The sequence below is a fragment of the Gilliamella sp. App4-10 genome (assembly GCF_001690495.1).
Taxonomy (GTDB): domain Bacteria; phylum Pseudomonadota; class Gammaproteobacteria; order Enterobacterales; family Orbaceae; genus Gilliamella; species Gilliamella apicola_G.
The window spans coordinates 1-16,778 of record NZ_LZGS01000039.1; the positions used below are offsets into that span (position 1 = coordinate 1).

Here is a 16,778-nt window from a genome sequence, read left to right on the forward strand (position 1 = left end):
GTTCATATCGACGGCGGTGTTTGGCACCTCGATGTCGGCTCATCACATCCTGGGGCTGAAGTAGGTCCCAAGGGTACGGCTGTTCGCCGTTTAAAGTGGTACGCGAGCTGGGTTTAGAACGTCGTGAGACAGTTCGGTCCCTATCTGCCATGGGCGTAGGAAAATTGAGAGGGTTTGCTTCTAGTACGAGAGGACCGAAGTGAACGCACCGCTGGTGTTCGGGTTGTGATGCCAATTGCATTGCCCGGTAGCTACGTGCGGAATAGATAAGTGCTGAAAGCATCTAAGTACGAAACTAGCCTCGAGATGAGTTTTCCCTGAAGAGATTCAGTAAGGTCCGTTTGAGACTAAGACGTAGATAGGTCAGGTGTGTAAGTGTAGTGATACATTGAGCTAACTGATACTAATGAACCGAGAGTCTTAACCTTACAACTCGGAGTTGTTTTGGGGTTACGCGAGAGTTTTTAATATTCTAGGTTGACTGAGGTTGATTAAAGAATGATAAAGCAGTTTGTTCTGGATTGAGATATTGATGGTGAAGAGGTATAATATTTTATTATAGCATCATTGATGTAGAAGAAGAGAAGACAGGATATGTCTGGCGGTAATAGCGCGGTGGTCCCACCTGACCCCATGCCGAACTCAGAAGTGAAACGCCGTAGTGCCGATGGTAGTGTGGGTATTACCCATGTGAGAGTAGGGTGCCGCCAGACTTTTAAATTTAGAGAGAGCCCAGCAGTGATGCTGGGCTTTTTTGCTTTTGGCATTTTTTTATTGACAAGATCCTTATCTTGCATCATTTTAGGCATAGCCATATTATGGCTGCAATGCTATTATGGCTGCAATGCGATATTATTTAAGGAATAAATTATGCTAAAGTCAATAGATCCAACTACTACCCATTCTTGGAAATCCCTTCAAGCTAGTTATCAAAAAAATAAAGATAAAACCATTGCTCAACTTTTAAAAGAGGAGCCTAACCGAGTTGAAAAACTGAGTATTCCTTTTGAAGATGAGTTTTTGGTTGATTTATCAAAAAATAGAGTAACACAAGAAACGCTAGAATTACTGTATAAACTTGCTGATGAATGTGATTTAACTGGTGCGATTAATGCTATGTATAGTGGTGAAAAAATCAATCGTACAGAAAATCGGGCAGTATTACATGTTGCGTTACGTAATTTATCAAATACCCCAATTTATGTTGAAGGTAAGAATGTGATGGATGATGTTAATGCTGTCTTAGCTAAGATGGAATCATTCAGTAAAAAAATCATTAGTGGCGAATGGAAAGGTTACACAGGTAAAGCAATTACTGATGTTGTTAATATTGGGATTGGCGGTTCAGATCTGGGTCCTCATATGATTACCGAAGCGCTACGTCCTTACAAAAATCATTTAAATATGCATTTTGTTTCAAATGTTGACGGTACACATATTGTTGAAGCTGTTAAAGGTTTAAATCCTGAAACCACTTTATTTTTAGTGGCGTCTAAAACCTTTACTACACAAGAAACCATGACTAATGCACAAACGGCACGATCATGGTTACTTGATGCGGCAAAAGACGATAAAGCGGTTGCTTTGCACTTTGTTGCACTATCAACTAATGCAAAGGAAGTTGAAAAGTTTGGTATTGATACCGCCAATATGTTTGAATTTTGGGATTGGGTTGGTGGACGTTATTCATCTTGGTCTGCCATTGGTTTATCGATTGTGTTATCAATCGGTTTTGATAATTTCAAACAATTTCTAGCTGGTGGGCATGCTATGGATAAACACTTCCAAAGTGCGCCAATTGATAAAAATATCCCAACTTTACTGGCGTTAATTGGTATTTGGTACAACAATTTTTGTGGTGCAGAAACCGAGGCGATTTTACCTTATGATCAATATATGCACCGTTTTGCGGCTTATTTCCAACAAGGTAATATGGAGTCAAATGGTAAGAGTGTCGATCGAAGTGGCAATAAAACACCTTATACTACCGGCCCAATTATTTGGGGCGAACCGGGAACTAATGGTCAACATGCGTTTTATCAATTAATTCATCAAGGAACTAAACTTATTCCTTGTGATTTTATTGCTCCAGCAATTAGCCATAATCCAGTTGGTGATCATCATCCGAAATTGTTATCTAACTTTTTTGCACAAACCGAAGCTTTAGCTTTTGGTAAAACAAAAGAGCAAGTTAAACAAGAATTTATTGCTGCTGGTAAAAAACTTGACGAAGTAAACTCTGTGGTACCATTTAAAGTCTTTGATGGCAATAAGCCAACTAATTCAATATTAGTGAAAAAAATCACCCCTTATACCCTTGGTGCGTTAGTTGCCATGTATGAGCATAAGATTTTTACCCAAGGGATTATTTTAAATATCTTTAGTTTTGATCAATGGGGTGTTGAGCTTGGTAAGCAATTAGCTGGACGTATTTTATCTGAATTATCAGATAATAAACCAGTAAGTTCTCATGATGATTCAACTAATAACTTAATTAACCAATACAAAAAGTGGCGTTAAGTAGTCTTAAAAAATAGATATGTTTTAACCTAAAAAACCTTCAGCCAAAACTGAAGGTTTTTTTATAATAATGAAATAATTATTTTTTTACACGCATTATTGCAGTTTTACCTGCTTCGACAGAGCCAGATAATTTAGTTAACTCTATTACGGTTTCCATATTAGAAATAACTACAGGTGTTAATACAGATTTGGCTTTGCTTTCAAGTAGCGGTAGATCGATTTCAATAATGGTATCGCCTACTTTTACTTGTTGACCTTCTTCAGCAATTCGAGTGAAACCTTCACCTTTTAATTCTACAGTATCAATTCCGAAATGAACAAAAAGTTCAATACCTTCATCTGATTCTATAGCAAAAGCGTGGTTGGTTTCGAAGATTTTGCCAATTTTACCACTTAATGGTGCAACAATTTTATTGCCAGAAGGTTTAATTGCTACTCCATCACCAACGATTTTTTCAGCAAAAACCACATCTGGTACATCTTCGATTTTGACAATTTCGCCACTTAAGGGTGCAATAATTTCGATGCTGTTTTTATTATCATCAGATACTAATTGCTTAATTTTATCGAATAGACCCATCATTGTCTCCTAACAAATTTGCTTTTCAGCAGTATAATTTTCAATTAAATCCATAATTTCTTTTGATGTTGCTTTTTCTAGCGCAGTATTAGCAAATTTTTTCGCTTCTTCATAATTAGTGTTGCGAATTAATTTTTTAATTTTAGGAATGGATACTGCACTCATGCTAAATTCATCAAGTCCCATGCCAAGCAATAAGATTGTGGCTCTTTCATCACCTGCAAGTTCACCACACATACCTGTCCATTTTCCTTCTTTATGAGAAGCATCTATAACATTCTTAATCAACGTTAACACTGAAGGTGAAAATGGATTATAAAGGTGTGAAATAAGTTCATTACCACGATCAACAGCAAGCGTATATTGTGTTAAGTCATTGGTTCCGATACTAAAGAAATCTACTTCTTTGGCTAAGTGATGTGCAATGACGGCTGCTGCAGGTGTTTCAATCATTACACCGATTTCAATATTTTTATCAAACGCTTTACCTTCGGCATTTAATTGTTCTTTAAGAATATTGATTTCAGATTTTAATGTACGAATTTCTTCCACAGAAATAATCATTGGGAACATAATGCGTAATTTACCAAATGCTGACGCTCGTAGAATTGCGCGTAATTGTGCATGAAGAACTTCTTTACGATCTAAACAGATACGGATTGCACGCCAGCCTAAAAATGGGTTTTCTTCTTTTGGTAAATGCATATAAGGCACATCTTTATCACCACCGATATCCATAGTACGGACAATTACGGATAAACCATTGGTTGATTCGGCCACTTCTTTATAAGCTTTAAATTGTTCTTCTTCATCAGGATAAGCTTCACGATCCATAAATAAGAACTCCGTACGGTATAGACCAACACCTTCATAACCGTTACGTTCAGCACCTGCAATATCTCGCACTGTACCAATATTGCCACAAATTTCTACTTGGTGACCATCAAGCGTTACAGCCGGTAGATCTTTCAATTTAGCTAGTTCTTCTTTGTCGCTAATATATTTAGCTTGAACTTGTTTTAACTTTTCTTGAGTGGTGTGATCTGGATTGATATAAATAGCATTATTTATAGCATCTAAAATAACAAAATCACCTTGCTTGATCTCTTGGGTGGCATTAGATGTTCCTACAATAGCTGGAATTTCTAAAGAACGAGCCATAATGGAAGTATGCGATGTACGCCCACCAGCATCAGTAATAAAACCTAATACCATCTCTAAGTTTAGCTGAGCTGTTTCAGAAGGTGTTAAGTCAGTTGCAACTAAGATACATGGTTGAGTAATAGCGCTCAAGTCAACAATTTCAATACCTAAAATATTCTTGAGTAAACGTTTACCGATATCACGAATATCTGCTGCACGTTCTTTTAGATATTCATCATCTAGATTTTCTAGTTCTTTAGCTTGAGTTTCAAAGACAGATTGAACAGCGGCATCAGCGGTTGAATGTTTACTTTGAATACGAGAAATAACTTCTTGTTCAAGATCCTCATCTTCAAGAAGCATAATATGACCTTCAAAAATAGCCGCTTTATCTTCACCTAATGTGGTTTTTGCTCGTTCCATAATAGCATGTAGTTGTTTGCTTGATTTTTCTCGAGCTTCCTTAAAGCGCTCTATTTCAGCGTCAATCTTGTTATCAAGAATTTGCCTATTACTAATAACAATAGGCTCTTCTTTTAATAATAGCGCTTTAGCAAAAGCGATACCTGGGGAAACAAGTGTACCTGATACCATAACATTTAATCCTTATTCAATTTTAAAACCGTTCATAGCTAATTGGGAGTTATTATTCCAACTCAGGAATTAATTTTACTAAATGGGCAACTGCTTCTTTTTCGTCTTCACCTTCGGCAGAAATAGTAATAGTTGTGCCTTGTGATAAGCCTAATGTTTGTAATTTAAATAGACTTTTAGCACTAGCACTTTTGCCATTAGATGTGACAGTGATTTCTGCATTAAAGTTTTTTGCTTCTTTCACAAATTGCGCAGCAGGGCGGGTATGAAGACCGTTAGATGCAGTAATAGTTACATCTTGTTTGTACATATTATTTTACTCCCAAAAATATTGTTATTTCAGTGACCAATATAAATAAAAACCGCCTGAAAGGCTAGTAAGATTTCATAGATCTTTTATATTAAGTCAATCGTATTAGTTATAATTTATAAAGATAGCTATATTTTATTAGTATCGGTAGATACGAGTGACTTTATCACTGCATTTTTTAAATTCTACCTGTCCATGGATTCCATGTTTTATATTTTCAAAAACGATTTCTTCACTACCTTCAAGTTGTGATGCGCGGATCTCTTCTCTGCAGAAAGTTTCAAATCGTTGTAGTTCTTGTGCACTAGTACCTAATGTATAATTTTTAGGTAAATCTTTGCTGGTTACATTGGTATGTATTTTATCTTGCACATCAAGGATAATTACGCCTTTATTCGATAAAAACGAGCTACAGGAGGTTAATGAGAATGTTAATCCTGCAAGAAATAATAGTTGCAGAGACAATTGCATAATAAATCCAACAATATTCAAAATAATTCCTTTATAAAGCACAGTAACCTGTTTATTATTTATAATTATATACAAATTATATACTAATAATTGAAGAAAGTGCAGAGTACATTTTTTCGTGATGTAACAAGATTAGGGGAATTTTATGTCAGATACTATTAATTACGACGAATTTAATCGTTTACTAATCCAGAATAAAATAGGTATTACCGCAGCCGAATTGCATGGTTTTCTTTCAGGTATATTAGCTGGAGGTAATTATGATGAAAGCTGGCGGCCATTGGTTGAAGATATGTTAAATAATGGTGAAAAAATGCCAGCATCATTAGATGAGAAAATTAGTCAACTTTATACGATTATTAAGCAACAGTTCTTTGATGAAGATTTTAGCTTTCAATTATTAATCAGTGACAAAGATTTATATTCACAGCTTGATGATTTAGTCGGCTGGATAAATCATTTCTTACTTGGTATTGGTCTTGTACAACCTAAAATTAATTATATCAAAGGCGATGTGGGCGAAGCGATTTATGACCTACGGCAAATTGTTAAACTGGGTTATGATGAAACTGAAGATCAACAAGAGCTTGGTTTTGCTTTTGAAGAGATTAAAGAGTATGTTCGCATCACTTCTATGCTATGTTTTGATGAATTTAATGAGTCAGATATCATCCCAACAATCCATTAATAATTATACATTTTCAAGGTCATTACAATGATAAACACTGATATCAAAACAGAACTTTTTGCACGTCGAGAAAGATTATTAGCGCAAATGGTGCCAAATAGTATTGCGCTTTTTTTTGCAGCTCCTGAAGCCGCGCGTAGTAATGACACCCATTATCCATATCGGCAAAATAGCGATTTTTGGTATTTTACGCTTTTTGCCGAGCCAGAAGCCGTTTTTGCTGTGGTGAAACAAAATGATAATACGCCTAGATATGTATTATTTAATCGTAAAAAAGATGCACTTGCAGAAACATGGACTGGTTACCGTTTAGGTCAACAAGCCGCATTAGGCGCAATTTGGGTTGATAAGGCGCATCCCTTTGATGAGATAGAAACAATATTACCCGATTTATTAAATGGCAAAACGGCGATTTATCATGCCGATCAACAGTATGCCTATGCCGATAAAATTGTTGATAGTGCCATGCGTATTTTACGACAAGGTAGCCGAATGAATCTTTCTGCCCCCAACAGCATGATTGATTGGCGACCGATAGTCCATGAAATGCGTATGTTTAAATCAGATTTTGAAATCAAAATTTTACGCCAAGCTTGTGAAATTAGTGCGCAAGCCCATGTTAGAGCGATGCAAAAGTGTAAACCATTAATGTTTGAATACCAACTAGAAGCTGAAATCTTACACGAATTTGCTTGGCATGGAGCACGCTTTCCATCTTATAACACTATTGTTGGCGGCGGTAATAATGGTTGTATTTTACATTATGAAAATAATAGTGAGCAGCTAAAGGATGGAGATTTAGTTTTGATTGATGCTGGGTGTGAATACCAATACTATGCAGGTGATATTACTCGCACTTTTCCTGTTAATGGTCAATTTAGCCAAGCTCAACGTGAGATTTATGACATAGTGTTAGCAGCGCAATATCAAGCGATTCAATTATTTAAGCCCGGTACATCAATCATGGAAGTGAATAATCATGTGGTCAGAACGATGGTAGCAGGTTTAATTAAATTAGGCATTATGCATGGTGATGTGGAAACGTTAATTGCCAATAAAGATTACACTGCATTTTATATGCATGGTTTAGGACATTGGCTAGGCATAGATGTGCATGATGTTGGTAGTGGTCGAGATCGTATTTTAGCGCCAGGGATGGTATTAACCGTTGAACCCGGACTCTATATTAATCAAGACGCAGATGTACCTGCACAATATAAAGGCATTGGTATTCGGATTGAAGATAATATCTTAATTACTGAGACAGGAAATGACGTGTTGACGAGTAATGTACCTAAAGATCCGTATCAAATTGAACAATTGATGGCAAACACACTTACTCATTAGTTACGCTATTGCTGTAATTTCTTAAACAGAAGTTATGGCTCTTTTGTTGTTGTCTATATCTCTCGTTATTAATTCAAACTAATTGATTTATTGCGGTTAAAAATAATTTTTATTTTCAGGTCTTTGGCCGCAATTGGCTTATATTTCCATGTTTTCATGGCATTAATCACGGAACGATTAAAAATATTATTAGGTTTTGCTTCTATAATTCGAATATTTTCAACTCGTCCATCACTGTTTACATCAAATAGCGCGACTACATAACCCTCCAAGCGCATATCTAGCGCTCGGCGTGGGTATTCAGGTTGGTTGCGCCGAATTGGCAAAGGATTACCAGAATATTGACGATTATCTGAAATCTGCGGTGCTACAGCAGTGTTAGCAACCTTGTCGCTAATCACTTCTTGTCTAACTTGTTGACGTGATGCTTTTTGAGCAGGAGGACGCTTTTTCTTTTGTTTTGGTTCTTCTTTAACAACTTTAGGCTCAATAACAGGTTTAATGGGAAGTTCTTCGATTAGTTTGTTATCAATCTGTTCGCTATTTTCCACGCCTGGAATTTCGGGGGTATTTTCTACTAATGATTGTTTTGGTGCAGCTAATTGTGAGATATCGACCATAATAGCTTTAATCGAATTATCACCTGCATCAACAACAATGTTTTTAGCAAACAAGGCGGAACTAAAGAGCAGTGCAAATAAGACAAGATGCGACAGTACAGATACCGATGTACATGCATAGGCATTTATAGGTTGTTTTTTCGTCGGACACAAAGGGACCTTGGTATCATCTATGTCTATATCAAAGTTAATCTTCATAATAATAATCATTTTTAACTTAAGGTCAGCATTCTAAATGAAAATGCTTATCATTTGTAGTGTTTTTTGAAATATGATAGATGACACCTTGTTGCTTCATGATATTTATCAGATAATAGAAAGTAAATATCTGTTATTTATAATGGTTAGGCTGATGAATACTGCGTCAATGAATCAAATACTCGATCTTGTTAAAGAAGATTTAATCAAAGTGAATCAAGCAATACAAGCAGAACTGAGTTCTGATGTGGCTTTGATCAATCAGTTAGGCAATTACATCATTAGTAGTGGTGGAAAGCGCATACGCCCAGTAATCGCGTTGTTAATTGCCAAAGCACTTAACTATCAAGGCGATAAACATATTATTACCGCGGCTTTTATTGAATTTATTCATACAGCAACCTTATTGCATGATGATGTTGTTGATGAGTCAGATTTACGCCGTGGCAAATCAACCGCCAATGCACTTTTTGGCAATGCCGCTAGTGTACTGGTTGGCGATTATATCTATACTCGCTCTTTTCAAATGATGGTGCGTACTGAATCTTTTAAAGTATTGACGATTATGTCGGCGGCAACCAATGTGATTGCTGAAGGTGAGGTACAACAGTTAATTAATTGTAACGATCCCGATATCACTAAAGAACAATATTTAGAAGTGATTTATCGCAAAACAGCTCGTTTATTCGAGGCAACTTCGCATTCGGCTGCGGTGCTAGCTGGTGCAAATAAAGAGCAAGAGTTGGCTTTACAGGAATATGGCAAATATCTAGGCACAGCCTTTCAAATCATTGATGATTTACTGGATTATAGCGCCGATAGTAATGAAAAATTAGGTAAAAATTTAGGGGACGATCTGAATGAAGGTAAACCCACTTTACCGCTTTTACATGCTATGCACCACACTAAAAATGCCCAAGATGCGGCATTAATTCGTCAAGCAATAGAGCAAGGTAATGGTCGACCATTGTTAGACCGCATTTTAAACATTATGGACGAATGTGGTTCGCTAGATTTTACGTTACAAACCGCTCAAAAAGAAGCGCAAAAAGCATTTGACGTTATTGCCATTTTACCTGATTCGCCTTATAAACAAGCGTTACAAGATCTTGCCTTATTGTCAGTAAAAAGAGAAAACTAACTTACCAATGTGCCAATAAATCAATAAAACCATGCGTTTTTTATACTAAAACGCATGGTTTCCTGAAACTTCTTGTCATGAGTTTTATATACAATAACTTCAAACTTCAATTAAGGTAATTATTTATGCTAAAAAGGTCTTGGCCTGTTTTGTTAATTTTTATTTCGATGATTTCGGTTCAAGGCAGTGCGTCTATAGCCAAATATCTATTTCCTGTGTTAGGGCCAGAGGGGATGACAGCTTGGCGATTATTTTTTTCGGCAATTATGTTAGTGTTAATCTTCAAACCGTGGCGCAAAGCAATGACAAAACAAGCACTGAAATACATATCTTTATATGGTATTTCAATTGGTTGCATGAATTTAGCGTTTTATAACGCAATCGCCAGAATTCCGCTTGGTATTGCTGTTGCCATTGAACTGACCGGGCCTATTATGGTGGCGATGTGCGCTTCACGGAAAGTGCTTGATTTTATTTGGTTAGGTGTTGCAATTATGGGGCTGGCTATGCTTTTACCACTAACTCAAGCGTCAAGTAATTTAGATCCAATGGGTATTTTATTTGCGCTATTAGCGGGAAGTGGCTGGGCATGTTATATTTTATTTGGACGCAAAGCGAGTGCTATTTATGGCTCAGCAAGTGTAGCGATTGGGTCGGGCATTGCTTCGTGCTTTTTATTTCCTATCGGCATCTGGCAAACTGGCAGTACCCTGTTTTCGTTGGAATTGCTACCACTGATTTTTGTGGTTTCGTTATTAGCATCGGCCATTCCTTATGGTTTGGATATGATTGCACTTCCCAAATTACCCGCGCAAACATTTAGTACATTAATGAGTTTGTCACCTGTTTTTGCCGCACTTTCTGGATTTATTGTTTTGCATGAACAATTAACCCACTATCAGTGGATAGCCATTGTGTTTATTATTATATCATCGATAGGTACAGTACTTACAATGAGCAGGCCAACAAAGGTTAAATCGATTAAACCAAGCAATTAAATTTGTCAATGGCAAGTATTATCGCGCTGTTTATAAGCGCGATATTTTTGCGGAAAAGTGATAGTGGTAGTTTGCTATCACTCATTTTCGTTGAAACAAGCGTTTGTAATGACTTAACGAGGCGGGAATCCCATACCGCCACCCATTAACCCTTTCATTTGGCGCATCATCTTCATCATGCCACCGCCTTTCATTTTCTTCATCATCTTTTGCATATCTTCAAACTGTTTTAAGAGTTTGTTAACATCTTGCACTTGGGTACCAGAACCGTTTGCAATACGGCGTTTGCGTGAACCTTTAATGATTTCAGGATTAGCGCGTTCTTTTAATGTCATTGAGCCAATGATAGCTTCCATTTTGATGGTGATTTTATCATCCATCTGCGCTTTGATATGATCAGGAAGTTGACCCACACCGGGTAATTTAGCTAGCAGAGTGCCCATTCCGCCCATATTACGCATCTGCTTGAGTTGATCTTGAAAGTCATTAAAATCAAACTTATCGCCTTTTTTCAGTTTTTTGGCGATTTTCTCTGCTTTTTCGCGATCGACATTATGTTGTAATTCTTCAATCAAAGATAGCACATCACCCATACCTAAGATGCGCGAAGCAATACGATCTGGATAAAACGGCTCTAAAGCGTCAGTTTTTTCACCCATCCCTAAGAATTTTATCGGCTTACCGGTAATATGACGAATGGATAGCGCCGCACCACCACGCGCATCACCATCAACTTTAGTTAAAATTACACCGGTAAGTGGCAAAGCATCGTTGAAAGCTTTAGCCGTATTGGCTGCATCTTGCCCAGTCATGGCGTCAACCACAAATAATGTCTCAATTGGATTAATGGCTTGATGCAGTGCTTTGATTTCATCCATCATGGCGTTATCAACATGCAAACGACCCGCAGTATCGACAATAAGTACATCAAAGAATTGCAATTTTGCATGAGAAATAGCTTTATTTACAATACTGACCGGTTTTTCAGTAATATCAGATGGAAAGAACTCAACATCAATCGCTTTAGCCAGTGTTTCCAACTGTTTAATTGCAGCGGGTCGATAAACGTCGGCAGACACCACGAGTACTTTCTTTTTCTGTTTTTCTTTTAGGAATTTAGCCAGTTTAGCAACGCTAGTTGTTTTACCGGCACCTTGTAACCCTGCCATTAACATAACAGCAGGTGGTTGGGTTGCCAAATTGAGCGAACTATTGACTTCACCCATTGCGCTTGTAAGTTCATCTTGAACTATTTTGATAAATTCTTGTCCCGGTGTTAGGCTCTTGCTGACGTCTAATCCAACGGCTTTTTCTTTAACTTGATTAATAAATTCACGAACCACTGGCAGGGCAACATCAGCTTCGAGTAATGCCATACGCACATCGCGCAACGCATCTTTAATATTGTCTTCAGATAGTCGCCCACGACCACTGATATTGCGGAATGTCTGTGATAAACGGTCGGTTAAATTTTCGAACATATTAACTCTCGTAATAAATAAAAAATTGTCATTATCATATCAGAAAATTTCAATAAGTCCCACGATCATAATTTTGCGCCAACTTGACAGCAAATTGCGATCCTGTTGAAATGAGGACAAACAAGAAGCGAATACCTTAACCATTTTAGTTATTAAAAAGCAGGGTAGATTATAAATAAGGAGAACATCGAGTATGGCAAAAGTAATTAGTACTGACAAAGCACCAGCCGCTATTGGGCCTTATGTTCAGGCGGTCGATTTAGGTAATATGTTATTTGCCTCAGGGCAAATCCCACTAGATGCCGCTACAGGTGAAATGCCTAGTTGTGTGAAAGAACAAGCCAAACAAAGTTTAGCCAATGTTAAAGCGATTGTCACTGCGGCAGGTTATCAAGTCAGTAATATCGTAAAAACAACTATTTTTTTAGCTGATATGAATGATTTTGCTGCGGTAAATGCGGTATACGAAGCATTTTTCACTGAAAATAATGCCTCTTTCCCTGCTCGCTCTTGCGTGCAAGTTGCCCGAATTCCTAAAGATGCTAAAGTCGAAATTGAAGTTATTGCGGCTAAATAAATTTGCTTACCTGATTAGCACCAAAAGGTGCTAATTTTTGTCAAAAAGTTTCAGGAAACCCTATGTTTTAGTATAAAAATCGGGTTAAAACACGTTATATTTTTAGTTATCTCATCTATTACTTTTTACTATCAAAAATACAGCCATTTTCTAACCAAAGATCAAATTAATTATTTATTGTTAAACTGCTATTTAATGATTGATTGCCAATAAAGTTGGTGCAATAATCTACAAATATTTATTGTTGTTTTTTGTGCCAATTGGATTGTGAACATGTTTGAAAAAGTAGAATCGTATGCAGGGGATCCCATTTTATCGTTAGTCGCTGAGTTTATGAATGATAGCCGAGATAATAAAACGAATTTAAGTATTGGTTATTATTATGATGAAAACAGCGTCGTTCCCCAATTGCAATGTATAAAAACTGCTCGTGATGATATTTATCATCTCAATCAAGGTGCACAGCTGTATTTGCCAATGAGTGGTTTGCCAGCGTATTGCCAATCAATTCAGTCTCTATTATTTGGTGAAGATCATTCGGCTTATAAAGATAAACGTATCGCAACGATACAAACATTAGGTGGTTCAGGTGCTCTTAAAATAGGGGCTGATTTTTTATTTCGCTATTTCCCAAAATCTGAAGTATGGGTCAGCGATCCAACATGGGAAAATCATATCGCTATTTTTAGCGGTGCCGGGTTTAAGGTAAACAAATATCCCTATTTTGATGAGCAAACTTGTGGCGTAAAATTTGAAGCAATGCTTGAAACATTAAATCAGTTACCTGCTAAAAGCATTGTGTTACTTCATCCTTGCTGCCATAACCCAACCGGTGCTGATTTAACACATACGCAGTGGGATAAAGTGATCGAGGTATTAAAGGCTCGTGATCTTATTCCATTTATGGATATTGCTTATCAAGGTTTTGGCGAAAGTATTGATGATGATGCCTATGCGATTCGAAAAATGGCAGAGACAGGATTGTGTGGATTTGTCAGTAACTCATTTTCCAAAACATTTTCACTCTATGGTGAACGTATTGGCGGATTATCTGTTTTATGCGATAACAGTCATGTCGCTGGGTGCGTATTAGGGCAGTTACAAGCTACCGTTCGCCAGAATTATTCAAGTCCATCAGCTTATGGTGCGCAGTTAGTTAGTTATGTATTAAATCATCCAGAGCTTAAAGCGCAATGGTTTAAAGAAGTCGAATCAATGAGAAATCGCATTGTAACCATGCGATCAACTCTGGTTGAATTATTAAAAAAAGCTGTACCTGATCGTAATTTTGATTATTTGGTTAAACAGCGAGGCATGTTCAGTTATACCGGTTTTAATAAAGAGCAAGTTACACAATTGAAAGATAATTTTGCTGTTTATTTGGTGGGCAGCGGAAGGATGTGTGTAGCGGGTTTAAATCACCATAATATCGATCGTGTGGCAGAAGCATTTGCTACATTAAAATAAACATGTTACTAAAAGGAGTATATTTTATGTTCCATAAAGTGTTAATGTTAATATTAGGTATAGTAATGGCAACTTTAGTTGTTGGATGTAACACCGTTAAAGGTGTTGGTCAAGATGTTGAATCTGGCGGAAAGGCCATTTCACATACTGCCGAAAAAGTGAGTGATAAATTGTAACTAAGGATATATATGTCTAGCAATATTTTCGCTTTTTAACTATTTTTAGAGTAAAAATGTTACGTATTTTGTCTATAGTTACATTGTTCTTACTTACTGGGTGCGGTTCGTTAAACTTTCGAACGGCACCTTTAACGCTGGAAAATTGCCAGTATTCCAACTTATCAGGTCTTGAATTTTTATTAAATAAACTCCCCTCAAATACACAAAGTTATCAGCGTGTTTATATTGCCCAAAGCCGAGAAAGCAAACATTTACCAAGTTATTATGCTGGAATAAAAGGTAAATTAACTGATCAAATTTTGGTACGAGATTATCCCAAAGAAACATTTTGGCGAGCTCCAAATTTGTTCGAAAGGGCTTCTTTATATGATGATGGATACGATGACCTTTATATCAGTAAAGCTCAAAAAGAAGCGCGTGACCGTAAAGCCAAATTCGTAGTAAGACAAGCCGTGTTACAGAATTGCCAAATCGTTTATATCGCTATTGATTCTTTAGCCAAAGATAGGGATAATTCCTTACTAATTCAATCTAGTGATTTATCAATTATTAAACAGGCACAAAAATCACCAAGGCAAAAGAACTTAAAGGATTAAGCGATTGGTTAATTTTTTTCGGTATTGATTTAATTATAAATATTATTGGCGTTATTTTTCTTATTTTTTATGCATTAAATATGATTGTATTTAGTGGCATATGGTCACAATTACCTGATCCTCATTAGAACTTTACCTAGCTAATTTTAGTTGTTTTTTTAATGAAATCGGACTAACGAATTTAATTTTGCTTTTAAACGTCTATATCATATATCTATATTTTACTAAAAATTATAAATTTGCTATTTTTTTTATTACATTTAAAATCAGTGATATTGTTTTCATGCTATTAAATATATATTTAAACCTTTTAATATTGCAATTTGAATTTAATTTTTCTGATATCAGATGTATTGGTAGAGTAATCATTTCTAACTGTATTTGGATCCCTTATGTGTTAAAGTCAGTGCGAGTCAAAAATACATTTGTTAATGGTTGCTGTAGTGAAGGTAGTTGTAGCGCTATTATTAATTAATTTGTTTTAAGGAAATAAAATGACATCAAATTTAGAAAGTTCAGCTAGTGGGAAAGTCAAAAAAGCGGTTATCCCTGTTGCCGGTTTAGGGACGCGCATGTTACCAGCAACTAAAGCTATTCCAAAAGAAATGCTTCCAGTTGTTGACATGCCACTTATTCAATATGTGGTTAAAGAGTGTATTGCCGCAGGAATAACTGAAATTATTTTTGTTACACACTCATCAAAAAATTCAATTGAAAACCATTTTGATACCAGTTTTGAATTAGAAGCCATGTTAGAAGCCAGAGTTAAGCGCCAGTTATTGCAAGAAGTAAAATGCATTTTACCTAAGCATGTAACAATAACCAGCATCCGTCAAGGTTTAGCTCAAGGACTTGGTCATGCGGTATTATGTGCTTATCCATTGGTGGGTGATGAACCATTTGCTGTCGTTTTGCCCGATGTGATTATTGATGAATATGAAAGTGATCTTACCAAAGATAATCTAGCCGCTATGATCAACAATTATCATGAAACCAAACATAGCCAAATCATGGTAGAGCCAGTGCAAAAAGAATTAGTGTCTTCTTATGGTATTGTTGATTGTCGTGGTGAAGCTCTATCTGCAGGTAATATTGCACAAATGTATAGTGTTGTTGAAAAGCCATCAATTGAAGAAGCGCCATCAAACCAATCGGTAGTTGGACGCTATGTATTATCTGAAAAGATTTGGCCTTTACTTGCCAAAACACCATTAGGTGCTGGTGGTGAAATTCAATTGACCGATGCAATTGCCATGCTACTTGAAGAAGATAGTGTTGATGCTTATTGCATAAAAGGCCGTAGCCACGACTGTGGTAATAAACTCGGTTATGTGCAAACCTTTGTTCAATACGCAATACGTCACAAAAGTTTAGGTAAAGATGTTAAAGCGTGGTTAAAGACGCTTTAGTTTTATATAACATCAAACAATATTAAAAAGACGCAGTTTGCGTCTTTTTTCATTCTTAAATTTGAATATTTTATTAATATCAATTTTACCTTTAAAAAGGTATGCAATTTTCGCGTATATTTTGTAGCTCCTTGGGACTATCTTCATAATAGTCTATTTTGGATATTTCAATGCGCTTTCCATCGTATTCAATAGAATCAATACAATTGAATACGAGGGGATGCCGATAATAACCAAAAAATCGAGGTGTAACTTCAGTAATTTTGATGTTTTTTGGCTGTTGAGGTACTGGTTGACTAGCAAAAAAAGCATTATTTTTAAAAAAATAATAGCCACCACTAATAACCAATGTTAGAAAAACAGCTCCTAATGCCCAAAGTACTTTGTGGCTAATTGATTTACTTTTTTTTTCAATAACAATATTACTCATATCTTATTACCTATATTAACTTACTA

18 protein-coding genes and 2 rRNA genes are annotated in these 16,778 nt (G+C 36.3%); 13 read left to right on the forward strand and 7 right to left on the reverse strand.

All coding sequences use genetic code 11. The features are described 5' to 3' along the window. From A9G23_RS08505 to pgi, 3 genes are all read left to right on the forward strand, one after another. Positions 1-428 (forward strand): 23S ribosomal RNA (locus A9G23_RS08505); the annotation flags it as partial. 169 nt (positions 429-597) lie between these two features. Then, a 5S ribosomal RNA gene (gene rrf / locus A9G23_RS08510) occupies positions 598-713 on the forward strand. Between the two features lie 157 nt (positions 714-870). Continuing rightward, positions 871-2,520, forward strand: a complete 1,650-nt coding sequence (pgi, locus tag A9G23_RS08515; protein ID WP_065587206.1) for a glucose-6-phosphate isomerase — start codon at positions 871-873, stop codon at positions 2,518-2,520. Positions 2,521-2,599: 79 nt separating this feature from the next. Here the strand turns inward: pgi and crr are convergent, their stop codons facing one another. The 4 genes from crr to A9G23_RS08535 form a co-directional block, all read right to left on the reverse strand. After that, on the reverse strand, positions 2,600-3,103 hold the full coding sequence (gene crr, locus A9G23_RS08520) for a PTS glucose transporter subunit IIA (RefSeq protein WP_065587207.1): 504 nt from the start codon (positions 3,101-3,103) through the stop codon (positions 2,600-2,602). A gap of 9 nt (positions 3,104-3,112) precedes the next feature. Then, the gene (ptsI, locus tag A9G23_RS08525; RefSeq protein ID WP_065587208.1) at positions 3,113-4,840 is read right to left on the reverse strand and encodes a phosphoenolpyruvate-protein phosphotransferase PtsI; all 1,728 of its coding nucleotides are present in this window, start codon (positions 4,838-4,840) and stop codon (positions 3,113-3,115) included. A gap of 52 nt (positions 4,841-4,892) precedes the next feature. Beyond that, positions 4,893-5,150: a phosphocarrier protein Hpr gene (gene ptsH / locus A9G23_RS08530; RefSeq protein ID WP_034911114.1), complete on the reverse strand. Its 258-nt coding sequence runs from the start codon at positions 5,148-5,150 to the stop codon at positions 4,893-4,895. Between the two features lie 138 nt (positions 5,151-5,288). After that, a complete protein-coding gene (locus A9G23_RS08535) occupies positions 5,289-5,621 on the reverse strand; it encodes a hypothetical protein (protein WP_141670011.1) in 333 nt (110 codons plus the stop codon). A 145-nt stretch (positions 5,622-5,766) separates the two neighbouring features. On the opposite strand from A9G23_RS08535, the gene A9G23_RS08540 reads away from it, so the two are divergent. Beyond that, positions 5,767-6,309 (forward strand): UPF0149 family protein, encoded by a 543-nt coding sequence (locus A9G23_RS08540; RefSeq protein WP_065587210.1) that lies wholly within the window; start codon positions 5,767-5,769, stop codon positions 6,307-6,309. Positions 6,310-6,339: 30 nt separating this feature from the next. After that, positions 6,340-7,656 (forward strand): Xaa-Pro aminopeptidase, encoded by a 1,317-nt coding sequence (gene pepP / locus A9G23_RS08545; RefSeq protein ID WP_442899773.1) that lies wholly within the window; start codon positions 6,340-6,342, stop codon positions 7,654-7,656. Between the two features lie 68 nt (positions 7,657-7,724). On the opposite strand, the gene A9G23_RS08550 is transcribed toward pepP, so the two are convergent. Next, positions 7,725-8,474: a TonB family protein gene (locus tag A9G23_RS08550; RefSeq protein WP_065587212.1), complete on the reverse strand. Its 750-nt coding sequence runs from the start codon at positions 8,472-8,474 to the stop codon at positions 7,725-7,727. A gap of 154 nt (positions 8,475-8,628) precedes the next feature. Here A9G23_RS08550 and ispB point away from each other — a divergent pair, with 154 nt between their 5' ends. Both ispB and A9G23_RS08560 read left to right on the forward strand, forming a co-directional pair. Continuing rightward, positions 8,629-9,615, forward strand: coding sequence for an octaprenyl diphosphate synthase (ispB, locus tag A9G23_RS08555; RefSeq protein WP_065587213.1), 987 nt, complete (start codon positions 8,629-8,631; stop codon positions 9,613-9,615). Between the two features lie 125 nt (positions 9,616-9,740). Beyond that, the gene (locus A9G23_RS08560) at positions 9,741-10,613 is read left to right on the forward strand and encodes an EamA family transporter (RefSeq protein WP_065587214.1); all 873 of its coding nucleotides are present in this window, start codon (positions 9,741-9,743) and stop codon (positions 10,611-10,613) included. Between the two features lie 113 nt (positions 10,614-10,726). Here A9G23_RS08560 and ffh read toward each other — a convergent pair whose 3' ends face one another. Then, positions 10,727-12,094: a signal recognition particle protein gene (gene ffh / locus A9G23_RS08565; protein ID WP_065587215.1), complete on the reverse strand. Its 1,368-nt coding sequence runs from the start codon at positions 12,092-12,094 to the stop codon at positions 10,727-10,729. Positions 12,095-12,287: 193 nt separating this feature from the next. On the opposite strand from ffh, the gene A9G23_RS08570 reads away from it, so the two are divergent. The 6 genes from A9G23_RS08570 (at position 12,288) to galU (ending at position 16,322) form a co-directional block, all read left to right on the forward strand. Further along, positions 12,288-12,671 carry a RidA family protein gene (locus A9G23_RS08570; RefSeq protein ID WP_065587216.1) on the forward strand — a complete coding sequence of 128 codons (384 nt, stop codon included), beginning with the start codon at positions 12,288-12,290 and terminating at the stop codon, positions 12,669-12,671. A 273-nt stretch (positions 12,672-12,944) separates the two neighbouring features. Continuing rightward, positions 12,945-14,138, forward strand: coding sequence for an amino acid aminotransferase (locus tag A9G23_RS08575; protein WP_065587217.1), 1,194 nt, complete (start codon positions 12,945-12,947; stop codon positions 14,136-14,138). Positions 14,139-14,182: 44 nt separating this feature from the next. Beyond that, the gene (locus tag A9G23_RS11270; protein WP_176700253.1) at positions 14,183-14,314 is read left to right on the forward strand and encodes an entericidin A/B family lipoprotein; all 132 of its coding nucleotides are present in this window, start codon (positions 14,183-14,185) and stop codon (positions 14,312-14,314) included. A gap of 56 nt (positions 14,315-14,370) precedes the next feature. Then, complete coding sequence (locus tag A9G23_RS08580; RefSeq protein WP_065587218.1) at positions 14,371-14,913, forward strand: hypothetical protein; 543 nt, start codon at positions 14,371-14,373, stop codon at positions 14,911-14,913. Positions 14,914-15,079: 166 nt separating this feature from the next. Next, entirely contained in the window at positions 15,080-15,388 is a 309-nt protein-coding gene (locus A9G23_RS11950) for a DUF2569 family protein (RefSeq protein ID WP_081297006.1), read from the forward strand. 19 nt (positions 15,389-15,407) lie between these two features. Next, the gene (galU, locus tag A9G23_RS08585) at positions 15,408-16,322 is read left to right on the forward strand and encodes a UTP--glucose-1-phosphate uridylyltransferase GalU (RefSeq protein ID WP_065587219.1); all 915 of its coding nucleotides are present in this window, start codon (positions 15,408-15,410) and stop codon (positions 16,320-16,322) included. A 91-nt stretch (positions 16,323-16,413) separates the two neighbouring features. Here the strand turns inward: galU and A9G23_RS08590 are convergent, their stop codons facing one another. Continuing rightward, positions 16,414-16,752, reverse strand: a complete 339-nt coding sequence (locus A9G23_RS08590; protein WP_065587220.1) for a hypothetical protein — start codon at positions 16,750-16,752, stop codon at positions 16,414-16,416. Positions 16,753-16,778: the final 26 nt, after the last annotated feature.

What these genes read in the sequence shown, in the direction of transcription:
- pgi (WP_065587206.1), top strand. Translation starts at nt 871, where the DNA reads ATGCTAAAGTCAATAGATCCAACTACTACCCATTCTTGGAAATCCCTT.
- crr (WP_065587207.1), bottom strand. Translation starts at nt 3,103, where the DNA reads ATGGGTCTATTCGATAAAATTAAGCAATTAGTATCTGATGATAATAAA.
- ptsI (WP_065587208.1), bottom strand. Translation starts at nt 4,840, where the DNA reads ATGGTATCAGGTACACTTGTTTCCCCAGGTATCGCTTTTGCTAAAGCG.
- ptsH (WP_034911114.1), bottom strand. Translation starts at nt 5,150, where the DNA reads ATGTACAAACAAGATGTAACTATTACTGCATCTAACGGTCTTCATACC.
- A9G23_RS08535 (WP_141670011.1), bottom strand. Translation starts at nt 5,621, where the DNA reads ATGCAATTGTCTCTGCAACTATTATTTCTTGCAGGATTAACATTCTCA.
- A9G23_RS08540 (WP_065587210.1), top strand. Translation starts at nt 5,767, where the DNA reads ATGTCAGATACTATTAATTACGACGAATTTAATCGTTTACTAATCCAG.
- A9G23_RS08550 (WP_065587212.1), bottom strand. Translation starts at nt 8,474, where the DNA reads ATGAAGATTAACTTTGATATAGACATAGATGATACCAAGGTCCCTTTG.
- ispB (WP_065587213.1), top strand. Translation starts at nt 8,629, where the DNA reads ATGAATACTGCGTCAATGAATCAAATACTCGATCTTGTTAAAGAAGAT.
- A9G23_RS08560 (WP_065587214.1), top strand. Translation starts at nt 9,741, where the DNA reads ATGCTAAAAAGGTCTTGGCCTGTTTTGTTAATTTTTATTTCGATGATT.
- ffh (WP_065587215.1), bottom strand. Translation starts at nt 12,094, where the DNA reads ATGTTCGAAAATTTAACCGACCGTTTATCACAGACATTCCGCAATATC.
- A9G23_RS08570 (WP_065587216.1), top strand. Translation starts at nt 12,288, where the DNA reads ATGGCAAAAGTAATTAGTACTGACAAAGCACCAGCCGCTATTGGGCCT.
- A9G23_RS08575 (WP_065587217.1), top strand. Translation starts at nt 12,945, where the DNA reads ATGTTTGAAAAAGTAGAATCGTATGCAGGGGATCCCATTTTATCGTTA.
- A9G23_RS11270 (WP_176700253.1), top strand. Translation starts at nt 14,183, where the DNA reads ATGTTAATATTAGGTATAGTAATGGCAACTTTAGTTGTTGGATGTAAC.
- A9G23_RS08580 (WP_065587218.1), top strand. Translation starts at nt 14,371, where the DNA reads ATGTTACGTATTTTGTCTATAGTTACATTGTTCTTACTTACTGGGTGC.
- galU (WP_065587219.1), top strand. Translation starts at nt 15,408, where the DNA reads ATGACATCAAATTTAGAAAGTTCAGCTAGTGGGAAAGTCAAAAAAGCG.
- A9G23_RS08590 (WP_065587220.1), bottom strand. Translation starts at nt 16,752, where the DNA reads ATGAGTAATATTGTTATTGAAAAAAAAAGTAAATCAATTAGCCACAAA.